We start from the raw sequence: 12,019 nt of genomic DNA, 5'->3' as shown, positions 1-12,019 counted from the left end.
TCAGCGGGCGGCGTGTTCGCGGATGGCCCAGCTGAAGGCGGTCTCCTGCGGTTCCTTGTACTCGAGGCCGATGTAGCCCTCGTAGCCGAGTTCGCGGCTGCGGGCGATCCATTCGCCGAGGGGGAGGGTGCCGGTGCCGGGGGCGCCGCGGCCGGGGTTGTCGGCGATCTGGATGTGGCCGAATTCCCTTGCGTGCTTTTCGATCACGGCGGGGACGTCATCGCCATTGACTGCCAGGTGGTAGAAGTCGGCGAGGAGCTTGATGTTGCCGACGCCGGTCTCCTCCTTGACGCGGGCGATGACCTTGAGTGCGTCGTCGGCGGTGAGGAGCGGGTACTTAGGTGCGCCGCTGACCGGTTCCAGGAGGACGGTGCCGCCAATGCGGGCGACGCCTTCTGCCGCCGCCGCCAGGTTCTTGACGGCCAGTTCGTCCTGCTCTTCGGGGGTAAATTCGTCCTGCCGGTTGCCGTAGAGGGCATTGAAGGCCTTGCAGCCCAGGCGCTCGCCGATGCCGGCCACCACGTCGATGTTGTCCTTGAACTCGGAGCAGCGGCCCTTCCAAGAGACCAGGCCCCTGTCGCCGCCGGGCATGTTGCCGGCGTTGAAGTTCAGGCCCGTGAGCTGCACGCCGGCGTCCGTGATGGCGTTCTCGAACTTGGTGATCTCGCTGTCTGCCGGGACCGAGGTCTCGAAGGGCCACCAGAACTCGACGGCGTCAAAGCCTGCTGCCTTTGCGGCAGCGGGGCGCTCGAGCAGGGGAAGCTCCGTGAGGAGGATGGAGCAGTTCACTGTGTACGTCATCGTAGGTCCTTCCGAGGAGGGGCTTTGATCTATCTTCCCTTGCTTCCGGCTTCCTCACCGTTTCCGCTTTGTGGAATTTAGATTCTGCTTTATGAAAAGTGTAGGGAACGCGGGGTGGGGTAGTCAAGGGGAGCCCTGGGCAGGAGACTGGTATGAGGTAAGCCAGCTCAACAGGAATGGACTCGAGCGATCATGACCGGTGCCCGTCTGCGTCTTGTAGCCTGGCTCGTCGCCCTGGCCGGATTCCTCACCGCCTGCGTTCCGGTGGCAGGGTTGCAGGAGGCCGCGACCTCTCCGGCTGCCTCCGCTTCCAGCACCGCATCGGTTGCCGCTGGTTCGCCTGAAGACGCGTCCGGGGGTACTGTCCTGGCTGCGCCCGCGGCTCCCGTCGAATCCACTACGCCAACCCCGGCACCGGCCCCTGCCCAGGCGCCTCCGCCTGTTGCTGCCCCGGCCCCTGCCCCAGCGCCGCAGCCGTTCGCCCTGAACCTGTTTCGGGAGGGGGACTTCGTTCCGCAGTACACCTTCGACTGGTGCGTGGCGGCGAGCATCCAGATGGCCCACAACCTCATCGACGACACAGGCGGAGGCGCTTGGGCTGACTCTACCCAGCAGGGTCAATTGTGGGAGATGGCCCGCGCCCGCTCCTCTGATTCGTTCAACGGCGCAAACCCGTTCGGCTGGGCGCAGGTGTTGACGGAATCGGGGATGGGGCCTTACCGCGTGGTGAGCATTGCCGACTATGGCGAGGCGGTTCGGACGGCTGCCCGTGCCATCACTGATACGGGCCGGCCGGTAGGGCTGGTCATGTGGAGCGGGCGGCACGCCTGGGTGATGAGCGGATTCGAATCCCTCGGCGACCCCCGGCAGTTCCCTGACTTCGCCGTGACCGGCGTCCACGTCCTGGACCCGCTGTACCCGTACGGCAGTGGACAATGGGGGACCGTCGCCTGTCCCCAACAGCCTGTTGACGCCGGAGGAGCTGGCCACGCAGTTCGTGGTCCGCGAGCCGCGCCGCTGGAGCAGCAGCCTGCCCGCAGGGTACCTCCTGGTGCTGCCGGTCGCCGCCTGAACCTGCCGGGCCCGCCAGGCCTCGTCAACCGGGGAAATCTGTTTCTGCGGCTGCCGGATCGTGCCCGGCGTGGCGCCCGGCGGCGCCAAAGGCTGGACCAGGAACGAGTAGCCTACTGATAACCCCTGCGGCAGCACCAAAACATAAGGACGTCCGAGACAGATGAGCAACAGGAATATTGGCATCAAGGACGTAGCCGTGGCCGCCGGCGTGTCCGCCACCACCGTTTCTCACGTCCTCAACGAGGTGTCCTACGCCAGGGTCAGCCAGGAAACCCGGAACAAGGTGCGGTCCGCCGCGGAGCAGTTGGGTTATGGGCCCAACCGCCTGGCCCAGGCCCTCCGCACCCAGAGGACAGGGGTGCTGGGCCTGCTCAGTGAGGACATCGCCACCACACCCCACGCCGGCAGGATCATCCTCGGCGCGGATGAAGCCGCCAGGGCGCGCGGGTACAACCTCATGGTCATCAACACCTCCGGCTCGGCCAGCCTGGAATCCCGGCGGGCCGACGTCGAGGCCCTCCTGGAACGCCGCGTGGACGGAATCCTCTACGCCACCATGTACCACCGCAGCGTTGAGCTGCCGCCAAACCTCGGCAGCGTGCCCTCCATCCTGGTCGACTCCGTAGCGGCCGACGGTGACATCATCGCCGTCATCCCGGACGAAGCTGGGGGTGCCCGCGTTGCCGTGCGCGCGCTCCTTGAGGCCGGCCACACCCGGATCGGTTTCATCAACAACACCACGGAGGTGCCCTCAACCCGCCTGCGGCTTCAGGCCTTCCGCGCCACCCTGACTGAAGCAGGGCTCGACGGCGACGCGGCACCTGTCGAGTCCGCAGCCTCCGATGCGCAGGGCGGCTATGAGGCCGCGCTGCGGATCCTCGCGGGGGAGGAGCCGCCCACCGGCCTGTTCTGCTACAACGACCGGATGGCGATGGGAGCTTACCGCGCTGCCGCGGAGTTGGGGCTCCAGATCCCCGCCGACCTTTCAGTCGTCGGTTTCGATGACCAGGAACTGATCGCCGCCAATCTCCATCCGGGCCTGTCCACCGTAGCCCTGCCGCACTACGCCATGGGAGCCTGGGCCACAGAGCATCTGATTGATGCCATCGAGGGAAAATCCGACCTGCCCCAAACGGCGGTTCGCCCGACCATTCTGCGCTGCCCGCTGGTGTGCCGCGATTCCATCGGGCCTCCCCGGAACTAGCCCTCGGCACCACGGGGTGGGGCACAGGGGTCAGGACAGGTGTCCGCCCGCGCGGCTTCAGTCTGCCTGTTGCTGGGTACTTTCAGGGGGACAGTGACCAAACAGCCGCCCACCTGAAGGAGCCCCGGCATGATCATCCCCAGCGTCGCAGACGGCGTTCACCTGATTACCCACGCCAACGTCAACTGCTACGTGATCGAGGACAGCCACGGAGTAACCCTGGTGGATGCCGGCCTGCCCACCATGTGGTCCATGCTCACGCAACTCCAGGAGGAACGGAACCGGCGCCCGCAGGACATCAAGGCCCTGGTCCTCACGCACGGCCATTTCGACCACGTGGGATTCGCGCTGCGGGCCCACCGGCAGTGGGGAATCCCGGTGCTGGTGCATCAAGGCGACGCCAGGCTGGCAGCGCACCCCTACCGCTACAAGCCGCAGCGCAACCGCTTCCTGTACCCGTTTACGCATCCCAAATCCCTCCCGCGGCTCGGCAGCATGGCGGTGGCAGGTGCCCTGGCCGTCAAAGGCATCTCCGACACGCGGCCGCTGGGCACCGGGGTGGCGGACGCGCTGACAGGCCGTCCCGCCGTCGTCCATACCCCCGGTCACACCGATGGGCACTGCGTCCTCCATCTCCCGGACCGGGGCGTCCTCCTCACCGGCGACGCGCTGGTGACCCTGGATCCCTATACGGGTGAGGCCGGACCGCAGATCGTGGCCTCCGCCGCCACCAAGGACACCAAGCAGGCGCTGGCATCGCTGGAGGCCATTGCCGCCACGGGGGCCACCACGCTGCTGCCGGGCCACGGCGAGCCCTGGAAGCAGGGGGCGGAAGCGGCTGTTCGCCAGGCGCTGAAGATTGGCGCGCACTGACGGTGGCAGCCCCCGGTAATAAACGCAAAAGGTCCCCGGCGCGCTCAATTGCGCCGGGGACCTTCTGCCAGTGGGGCGGCTAGAGTGTCAGGTCCTTGCCCTTGGTCTCCGGGATAGTGAAGACGAACGCCGCACTGACCGCCAGCAACAGCACGGCGTAGATGTTGAACACCTGCGGCGCGCCCAGCGAGGACCCGAGCCACTGCTGCAGGTAGGGCGCGGTACCGCCGAACACGGCCACGCAGATGGAGTACGGGACACCCACGCCCACGGTGCGGATCGACGTCGGGAACAGCTCGGCGTATACGGCCGGCACGATGGCGGCGCTCGCGGCAATGAACACGAGCATCACTGACATGCTGACCGCCAGCTGCCAGGCGGAATCCTTCAGCAGCCACGTCATGGGGAAGTGCATGACGGCGGAGCCGATGGCGCCGGCCCAGAGAACCTTTTTGCGGCCGATCCGGTCCGAGAGCTTGCCCCACACCGGCAGGGCGGCGATGAACACGATGTTGGCTACGACGCCGGCCCACAGTGCCTCGCCGCGGTCGATCTTCAGGGCAGTGGTGGCGTAGCTCGGTGCCACCACGCCCCAGATGTAGTAGATCACCGTGAGGCCCACCGTCAGGCCGATGACCTGCAGCGCCTGCTTGCGGTAGCGGACGATCTGGGGCCAGATCGGGGCGCGCCGCTCGGAGGTGGCTTCACCTTCAAAGGCCTCGGTTTCATGCAGCCGCGAGCGCATGATGAGTGCATACAGGCCCATGGCGGCGCCGATCAGGAACGGGATCCGCCAGCCCCATGCGTTCATTGCCTCGGTGCTCAGGCTCATGTTCAGGATGGCGCCCAGCAGGGTGCCGAAGAGGATGCCCACCGTCCCTGACGTGTAGATCAGGGTCGCCCAGAAGCCGCGGTGCTCCTTGGGAGCCATCTCGGACAGGTACGTTTGCGACGACGGCAGCTCACCGCCGTGCGCCAGGCCCTGTACCAGCCGGGCCACCAGCAGCATCAGGGAAGCGAACGCCCCGACGCTGGCAAAGGTGGGGGCGACGCCGATCATCAGGCTGCCCAGTGAGGCGAGGCCGACGGCGAGGGTCATCGACGTCTTCCGGCCCACCCGGTCGCCGATCCAACCGAAGAGGAACCCGCCAAACGGCCGGGCCACGAAGCCGACGGCGAAGATCGCCAGGGTGGACAGGACGGCTGACGCGGGGTCCGCCTTGCTGAACAGCTGGCTGGCGATGAAGGGGGTGAATGTGGCGTAGATTGCCCAGTCGTACCACTCAACGGCGTTGCCGATGCCGGTACCGATGACGGTCTTGGCGGTGGACATGCGTCCAGTCTGTGCCTTGGTTGCTGCAACGGACATGGTTTTCTTCCTGGTCGGTTGGGTCTGGGGGAATGCCGGTGGAACTGGTGCAGGCCTTAGGAGGCCTGCGAAAGTGCGGCCAGCCGGGACATGGCGAGTTCCGCATAGAGGGCGGCCCCGTCAGCCAGCACACCGTCGTCGAACGTTGCGTACGGTGAGTGGTTGAACGGCGAGGTTGCCGGATCTCCGCCCGGGGCGACGGCGCTGAGCCCAACAAACGTGCCGGGCACCTCCTCGAGGACCCGGGAGAAGTCTTCCGAGCCGCTGAGGGGAGTGGCCCAGCGCGAGAGGCGGCGCTCGCCGAAGAGCTCGGTGATCACCTTTTCGGCGGTGTGGGTTTCGTCCTCGTTGGTGATGGTGAGGGGGTATTCCTGCAGGTAGTCGACGGCGACCTCCACCCCGTGCGCGGCCGCGATTCCCTTGAGCAGCCGCGGTACGGCCTCCATCATCTTCAGGCGAGATGCTTCCGAGAACGTCCGGATGGTGGCCTCGATGCGGGCCGACTCCGGAATGACGTTCCGCTTGGTGCCGGCGTGGAGGACACCCACGGACAGGACCACGGGATCGAACATGTTGAACTGCCGGGTGACCATCACCTGCAGGGCCGTCACCATTTCCGCGGCCACCGTTACGGGATCCTTCGCCGAGTGCGGGGCCGAACCGTGGCCGCCGGCGCCAAGCACCGTGACTTCCAGGCCGTCGGAGGCGCTGAGCATGACGCCGGACTTGGTGCAGAAGGTGCCGTGCGGCTCGAGCGAGGAGAACACGTGCATGCCGTAGGCTGCCTGGACCCGGGTACCGGCGGCGTCCAGGACGCCCTCGCGCAGCATGTAGCTTGCGCCGTCGAAGCCTTCCTCGCCCGGCTGGAACATAAGGACGACGTCGCCGTGCAGCAGGTGCCTCTTCTCGGCCAGGAGGGTGGCGGCGCCGGCGAGCATGGAGGTGTGCAGGTCGTGGCCGCAGGCGTGCATGGCGCCGTCAGCCTGGGAGGTGAAGTCCACGCCGGTTTTTTCCTGGACGGGGAGCCCGTCCATGTCGGCGCGGAGCAGGACGGCCGGGCGGGCCGTGCTGCTGCCGGCATCCCTTTGTTCTCCGGCACCCGGGTGCCCGCCGCGCAGGACCGCAGTGACCGACGTCGTGTCCTTGCCCAGGGTGATCTCGTAAGGAAGCCCGTCCAGTGCCTGAAGGACCCGCTCCTGGGTGCGGGGGAGGTGAAGGCCGATTTCGGGCTGCCGGTGCAGGTCATGGCGGAGCCTGGCGAGGTCTTCCTGCAGGTCCTTGGCGTCGTCGGTTATGGGCACGTGTCACTCCTTGGAAATGGGCATCAGGGCTTGTGGACTATTCTGAAGTGGCGTAGTTCACATGTTGTGAAAGCGCAGTAATTATTTACTGGGGACCGCCTTTCGGCAGGATCTACGCATGAGCAAAGGAAGTTTGATGGAGCTCAGCGAGGACGATCTTGCCCTGATCCAGGTCCTGCAGGCCGCGCCGCGCCTGGGATGGGCGGATGCTGCCAAGGTGCTGGATGTGCATGCCACCACGCTGGCGGCCCGCTGGGAGCGGCTTGCCGCCAGCGGCGCCGCGTGGGTGACGGCACACCTTGCGGGTGACCCGAAGCAGATGCTCCTGGCATACGTGGCGGTGGACTGCGAGATGAACCGGCGGGACAGTGTCACGGCGGAACTGGCCGCTGTTCCGGAGATCATCACCGTGGAGGAGGCGGCCAGCAACCGCGACCTGATGCTGACAGTCATCACGCGGTCGCTGGAGGAGTTCAGCGACAAGGTCATCACCAGGCTCAAGGCTGTTGAGGGACTCACGAAATACCAGGTGGCCCTGTGCACCCGGCTGCACAGCAGCGGTGACGACTGGCGGCTGAATGTCCTGAACCGCTCCCAGCTGGCCACGCTCCGGACTCTTGCCGCCCCGGCTGGTCCGGCCTCCGTTCAGCCGGCGCAACTTCCGCAAAGCCATCTCGACCTGCTGCCGTTCCTTGCCAGGGACGGCCGCGCGACGGCTGCCGACATCGCCCGCGCCCTTGGCCGTCATCCGGCAACCGTGCAGCGCCAGCTGAACCGGGTGCTGGCCAGCGGCATCCTGTCGTTCCGCTGCGAAATCGCCCAGCGGTATTCGTCCTTCCCGGTGACGTGCCAGTGGTTCGTCAACGTTCCGGCGGGGCAGCATGAGGCAGCTGCCGCCGGGATCCGCACCATCAGCAATGTCCGGCTCAGCGCCTCCACCACCGGGCCCACCAACTTCGTGATCATCATGTGGCTGCACACGCTGGCCGATGTCATGTCCGCGGAGCTGGCGCTGCAGCAGAAGGTTCCCGGCATTGAGATCGTGGAGAGCGCGGTGATGCTGCGGACGGTCAAGCGCGTGGGCTGGATGCTGAAGGAGGACACGACGGCGAGTGGCGCCGTCGTGCATGCTGGAAGCCTGGGCGCGGCGGAGTGACGCGGCAAGACCAGTAAGGGGCCAGGGGCTCCGGCCCCTGGCTCCCCAGTGGTTATGCGGATTGAGCGGACCGTAAAAGGCCTACTTACCGTTATGGTCTACTTCCACTACGGCGCTCTTCTCCCAATCAGTCCAGTCGGACCAGTGTCCGCCGTGGTTCTGAACACGGAAGGAGACGAGTTGGTAGACCTCTTCAACCTTGCGGTCATGTTTGCGGTCATCCATTTCGAGATCTTCACAGTCGTCGTGCTTATTCATCGCGTAGTCATGGCGTCCATGGTCGTCGCCGAAATCCACGTAGCAGTGAATAGTCGTTGCGTCGTCATGGCGGTCAAAGTCCACGCTGACCGTCCTTTCCGCCAGGCGGTCGTCGTGGTGATGACCTCGTTCGTCCTCATAGATCCACTGGCGGATCTCGACGGTCTTTTCGCCGTTGCAATCGACCTTAATACTGAAGTCGACTTTGTCGCCGCGGAGGTCCTCTGGATCAAGCGGGTCGACCGTACAGCCGTAACTGCTCGTTTCTGCCTGTGCCGGTGCGGCCATTGCCACAGACGCCCCAAACAGGCCCATTGAAACAACCGGTACCAGGGCGACCTTTGCCCGGGTTGAGCGGTTTACTGAAGATTTGGACATTTTCTTTGTTGCTCCTCAAGGGTGCGATTCACCTTTGCGGGCAGCCTGAAGCCGTCACATAATAAGCATTTTCACTGATACAGCATGGCGGCACTGCCCGCCCCATTTAACGGCCAGCCCGGAAATGCGGGCGGCTTCGACTACGGACCCTTCCGCTTCGCTGTGGGGTGGTCCGGTCGTTTAATCCTCCGCCCGTGTCCAAAGCTGCGCTAGGGGGTGGCCTACCCTACTTGCGCACTGATTTCAAGAGCCCGCGAAGGTACAGCTGCCCGCCGTACCGTTGTCCGAGTGGTACTGCAGACTGTCCCTATGACATTTGCCAATGTGGGAATACTTGGAACCAAGCCTGGCCAGCGCGACGCCCTCGTGGCCATCCTGCTGCGACCCAAGACCGGAATGAAGGAAGCGGGCTGCCTCCTCTATGAGGTTGGCATCAACGATGACATACCGGACACCGTTTTCGTTTCCGAACTGTGGGAATCGGCGGAGGCCCACCGGGCATCGCTGGAACTGGACAGCACCAGGGCCGCGATCGCCGAGGCGATGCCGCTGCTGTCCGGGGAGATGGGAGGCCACCGGTTCACGGTTCTGGGGTCACCCCTGCGCTAACTGGGGCCTGCTGACTTCCGGCCCAGTACTGTTCCCCCTTCTGATCCAGGGCTATGCTCTCGGGCATCGACTGGATATCTGGAAACGGGGTAAGGGGACACACATGAAGCCGCTGCCTGCACTTGAGCTTGTCACCCGTCTTGAGGAAGCTGAATGGCTGGACCCCCTGGCCAAAAGCGTCCGCAAGGCCGTCAAGAAGGTCATCAAGCCACAGTGGGCCCGTGACCTCCTGCATGGCGTTCCCATCGGCCACCCGGTGCACCCCCTTGCAGTGCAGGTCCCCATCGGCGCCTGGCTGTCAGCCGGCGTCCTTGATGCCGTTCCAGGTGGCGAGAAAGCTGCCAGGCTGTTGATCGGTGTGGGTACCGCAAGTGTTATTCCCTCTGCGCTGGCCGGACTCACCGACTGGACGCAGCTGCATCCGCAGCAGCAGAGGGTGGGCCTGGTGCATGCGGCGGCCAATGTCACGGCAACCGGGCTCTACATTGCCTCACTGGTCCAGCGGGCCCGGGGCGGCCAGGGCGGCGGCAAGGTGCTGGCGTATCTGGGGCTCGCAACGGTGAGTGCCGGTGGCTTCCTCGGTGGACACCTCACATACCGGCAGGCCGCCGGCGTCAACCACAGCGAGGAAATCCCGCACCGTTTTCCGTCCGGCTGGCATCCGCTGGCACCGCTGACCGAGCTGCCGGAGGGCGGCCTCCACAAGCGCGAGGTGGCGGGGATTCCATTGCTGGTCCACCGTGAAGGCGGCACCGTCAACGTGCTGTCCGATGTCTGCAGCCACCTGTCCGGGCCACTGCATGAAGGCAAGATCAAGGACGTGGCCGGGGAGGCCTGCGTTGTTTGCCCCTGGCACCGGAGCACTTTCGCGCTGCGCACGGGGGAAGTGAAGGCCGGTCCCGCCACCTCCCGGCAGCCGGTTTTCGAGACCCGCGTCAGCGGGGAACTCGTGGAAGTGTGCCTGCCCGGGGCAGACGGCTAGAGAAGGACATTCGGCCCTACTGGCTGCTCCAGGGCCGGGGAAAACTAACTTCATGGCGAGGGCCATTGGAGTGAGACTGCCAGCGCCACAAATGCGCTGGCAGGGCCGCGTTGGATTCCCGCGGTTGGGCGTTCCATTCTGCTCCCTGCAAAGCAGCCGGAGGGAGTGTGTACGGTGAGTGACGTTCGGCAGGACGTTGCGGCTCTGTATAAAACACGCAAGGGGTCTGTCGACTTCGTGGACGTCCCTCCGCTGCTCTTCGCCCTTGTCCAGGGTCAGGGGGATCCTGACGGACCGGCATTCGCGGAGGCGGTCCAGGCGCTGTTTACCGTCAGCTACGCGGCGCACTTCGGACTCAAGAAGCAGTCCGGCGAGGGGACAAAAGTGATGCCCCTGGAAGCCTTGTGGTGGTTTGAGGACCCGAATCATGCGGAAAGTCTGGAAGGTGTGGCCGCTGGCTTTACGGGACTCTCAGGCATTCCACGGGAGTCCTGGCGGTGGCAGGCCATGATGCTCCAGCCGGAACCTATCGACGAAGCCCTTCTGGAACGGGCCTTGGAAGACTCCCGTTCCAAAGGCCTTCCGGGCTTGGCGTTGGTCCGCTTCGAACGTTGGGAAGAAGGCCGATGTGCCCAAGTGCTCCATATCGGTCCCTACGCCGACGAAGGTCCCACAATTGCCCGACTGGACGCTGCCATCACGGAAGCCGGATTAAAGGTCCGGGGGCGCCACCACGAAATTTACCTGGGTGATCCCCGGCGCAGTGCACCGGAAAAGCTGCGCACCCTGGTTCGCCACCCGGTGGTGTGAGAGGGCAATGATGCGGATTTCAGAACCACGGGAGATTGCCTCCGGAGTGATCCTCATGACCACAGGTTCCGGGCCGATGGCCTCAAATCTCTACTTGGTGAGGTCCGGTCCCGCGTGGGTGATGGTTGATTGCGGATGGGCGGGCAGCGCGGAACCGGTGCGCGCCGCTGTGGAAAAAATCCTCGGATCCGGCCACGGCCCCGCAGCCATCTTCCTGACGCACATCCACCCGGACCACTCCGGCGCAGCCGGAACCCTGGCGCGGCTGTGGGATATCCCGGTGTTCGTCCACCAGGCCGAACTGCCGATGGCTGCCGGGCGGTACATCCCTGAGTTCTCAATGCCGCTTGACCGGTGGTTCATCGCCCCGCTCCTGTGGTCCCTCCGGGCCCGGGCACGCCGGCGGATCGAAGCGGCAGGCGACATTACCGACGTGGTGCAGAGCCTTCCCCTGGACGCGAAAGTGCCTGGCCTGCCCGGGTGGGCTGCCGTCCCCACCCCTGGCCACACCGCCGGGCATGTAGCTTATTGGCGCCCCGGCGACGGCGTCATGATCACCGGCGATGCTGTTGTGACCGTCAACCTGAATTCGATCGGCGGAATCCTGTTCGGGGTGCCGGATCTGTCCGGACCGCCCCGGTACACCACGTGGAACTGGAAGCTGTCAAAGGACTCGGCTGCGCGCCTGGCGGAGCTGCGCCCACGGTTGCTGGCGCCCGGCCATGGGCCGCCGCTGGCCATGGGGGTTGTGCCCCGGCTACGGGCTCTGGCTGCCGGAGAGCGAGCTCAACGGCTCCCGCTTCGTCGGCGCATCGGGGGAGCACCCGAGGCCGTTTAGCCATCTGGACCTGTGAACAAGCCCCCGAGACCTTGCACAGCACAGCGGGTTTATGAAATTCCTGCTTCAGGCCAGCCCTAAATTGCAGGGTTAAAGCGCGAGACGTTTCAGAAGTGCTTCCTCCAGCAGGCTTCGTTGCCCGGGTAGTAGCCCCCGCGGCCAATGGGTTGGCTCCCGGTCTGGGTGTTCGGGTTTGTAGTGGCGGCCGGTGGGTGAGGTCCAGCCGGGCGGTCCGTTGTGGGTGGCGGGGTCGGGGATCCATGGCCGTGCGTGTTTGAGGCGGTGATGTTTTGGGCAGAGTTGTGCCAGGTTGTTGGTGCCGGTGGTGCCGGCGTGTTCCCAGGCGGTGAGGTGGTCGGTGTCGTT

At 65.5% G+C, this 12,019-nt stretch carries 13 protein-coding genes; 8 read left to right on the top strand and 5 right to left on the bottom strand.

Features of this window, described 5'->3' with window-relative positions:
* Positions 1-801, bottom strand: a complete 801-nt coding sequence (locus tag ASG86_RS04275) for a hydroxypyruvate isomerase family protein (protein WP_056330745.1) — start codon at positions 799-801, stop codon at positions 1-3.
* Positions 802-993: 192 nt separating this feature from the next.
* Between ASG86_RS04275 and ASG86_RS04270 the strand changes: the two genes are divergently transcribed.
* The 3 genes from ASG86_RS04270 to ASG86_RS04260 all read left to right on the top strand — a co-directional run bounded on the left by ASG86_RS04270 (position 994) and on the right by ASG86_RS04260 (position 3,952).
* On the top strand, positions 994-1,992 hold the full coding sequence (locus ASG86_RS04270; RefSeq protein ID WP_327019812.1) for a hypothetical protein: 999 nt from the start codon (positions 994-996) through the stop codon (positions 1,990-1,992).
* A 43-nt stretch (positions 1,993-2,035) separates the two neighbouring features.
* On the top strand, positions 2,036-3,079 hold the full coding sequence (locus ASG86_RS04265; protein WP_056330742.1) for a LacI family DNA-binding transcriptional regulator: 1,044 nt from the start codon (positions 2,036-2,038) through the stop codon (positions 3,077-3,079).
* Positions 3,080-3,208: 129 nt separating this feature from the next.
* Positions 3,209-3,952 (top strand): MBL fold metallo-hydrolase, encoded by a 744-nt coding sequence (locus tag ASG86_RS04260; protein ID WP_056330741.1) that lies wholly within the window; start codon positions 3,209-3,211, stop codon positions 3,950-3,952.
* A gap of 79 nt (positions 3,953-4,031) precedes the next feature.
* Here the strand turns inward: ASG86_RS04260 and ASG86_RS04255 are convergent, their stop codons facing one another.
* A complete protein-coding gene (locus tag ASG86_RS04255) occupies positions 4,032-5,321 on the bottom strand; it encodes an MFS transporter (protein WP_056330738.1) in 1,290 nt (429 codons plus the stop codon).
* Positions 5,322-5,377: 56 nt separating this feature from the next.
* A complete protein-coding gene (locus tag ASG86_RS04250) occupies positions 5,378-6,622 on the bottom strand; it encodes a M20 metallopeptidase family protein (RefSeq protein ID WP_056330736.1) in 1,245 nt (414 codons plus the stop codon).
* Between the two features lie 136 nt (positions 6,623-6,758).
* Here ASG86_RS04250 and ASG86_RS04245 point away from each other — a divergent pair, with 136 nt between their 5' ends.
* Complete coding sequence (locus ASG86_RS04245; RefSeq protein WP_082566666.1) at positions 6,759-7,778, top strand: Lrp/AsnC family transcriptional regulator; 1,020 nt, start codon at positions 6,759-6,761, stop codon at positions 7,776-7,778.
* 81 nt (positions 7,779-7,859) lie between these two features.
* Here ASG86_RS04245 and ASG86_RS20440 read toward each other — a convergent pair whose 3' ends face one another.
* A complete protein-coding gene (locus ASG86_RS20440; RefSeq protein ID WP_156386120.1) occupies positions 7,860-8,414 on the bottom strand; it encodes a hypothetical protein in 555 nt (184 codons plus the stop codon).
* Between the two features lie 309 nt (positions 8,415-8,723).
* Here ASG86_RS20440 and ASG86_RS04235 point away from each other — a divergent pair, with 309 nt between their 5' ends.
* From ASG86_RS04235 to ASG86_RS04220, 4 genes are all read left to right on the top strand, one after another.
* Positions 8,724-9,023 carry a putative quinol monooxygenase gene (locus ASG86_RS04235; RefSeq protein WP_056330729.1) on the top strand — a complete coding sequence of 100 codons (300 nt, stop codon included), beginning with the start codon at positions 8,724-8,726 and terminating at the stop codon, positions 9,021-9,023.
* A gap of 103 nt (positions 9,024-9,126) precedes the next feature.
* Positions 9,127-10,005 (top strand): Rieske 2Fe-2S domain-containing protein, encoded by an 879-nt coding sequence (locus ASG86_RS04230; protein ID WP_056330726.1) that lies wholly within the window; start codon positions 9,127-9,129, stop codon positions 10,003-10,005.
* Between the two features lie 174 nt (positions 10,006-10,179).
* Positions 10,180-10,815 (top strand): GyrI-like domain-containing protein, encoded by a 636-nt coding sequence (locus ASG86_RS04225; RefSeq protein WP_056330723.1) that lies wholly within the window; start codon positions 10,180-10,182, stop codon positions 10,813-10,815.
* A 55-nt stretch (positions 10,816-10,870) separates the two neighbouring features.
* Positions 10,871-11,653 carry an MBL fold metallo-hydrolase gene (locus ASG86_RS04220; protein ID WP_235565093.1) on the top strand — a complete coding sequence of 261 codons (783 nt, stop codon included), beginning with the start codon at positions 10,871-10,873 and terminating at the stop codon, positions 11,651-11,653.
* Positions 11,654-11,743: 90 nt separating this feature from the next.
* Here the strand turns inward: ASG86_RS04220 and ASG86_RS20920 are convergent.
* On the bottom strand, positions 11,744-12,019 hold a 276-nt coding region (locus tag ASG86_RS20920), incomplete at its 5' end, for an HNH endonuclease signature motif containing protein (protein ID WP_235565092.1).

Origin of the sequence: Arthrobacter sp. Soil764 (assembly GCF_001428075.1) — a bacterium.
In the GTDB taxonomy this organism is placed as follows: domain Bacteria; phylum Actinomycetota; class Actinomycetes; order Actinomycetales; family Micrococcaceae; genus Arthrobacter.
Note: the sequence above shows the minus strand (reverse complement) of the source record. Positions and strands in the feature narration are given on the sequence as shown.

Coding starts and splice junctions, on each gene's coding strand:
- ASG86_RS04220 (WP_235565093.1), top strand. CDS start 10,871: ATGACCACAGGTTCCGGGCCGATGGCCTCAAATCTCTACTTGGTGAGG.
- ASG86_RS04255 (WP_056330738.1), bottom strand. CDS start 5,321: ATGTCCGTTGCAGCAACCAAGGCACAGACTGGACGCATGTCCACCGCC.
- ASG86_RS04265 (WP_056330742.1), top strand. CDS start 2,036: ATGAGCAACAGGAATATTGGCATCAAGGACGTAGCCGTGGCCGCCGGC.
- ASG86_RS04260 (WP_056330741.1), top strand. CDS start 3,209: ATGATCATCCCCAGCGTCGCAGACGGCGTTCACCTGATTACCCACGCC.
- ASG86_RS04245 (WP_082566666.1), top strand. CDS start 6,759: ATGGAGCTCAGCGAGGACGATCTTGCCCTGATCCAGGTCCTGCAGGCC.
- ASG86_RS04235 (WP_056330729.1), top strand. CDS start 8,724: ATGACATTTGCCAATGTGGGAATACTTGGAACCAAGCCTGGCCAGCGC.
- ASG86_RS04275 (WP_056330745.1), bottom strand. CDS start 801: ATGACGTACACAGTGAACTGCTCCATCCTCCTCACGGAGCTTCCCCTG.
- ASG86_RS20440 (WP_156386120.1), bottom strand. CDS start 8,414: ATGTCCAAATCTTCAGTAAACCGCTCAACCCGGGCAAAGGTCGCCCTG.
- ASG86_RS04270 (WP_327019812.1), top strand. CDS start 994: ATGACCGGTGCCCGTCTGCGTCTTGTAGCCTGGCTCGTCGCCCTGGCC.
- ASG86_RS04230 (WP_056330726.1), top strand. CDS start 9,127: ATGAAGCCGCTGCCTGCACTTGAGCTTGTCACCCGTCTTGAGGAAGCT.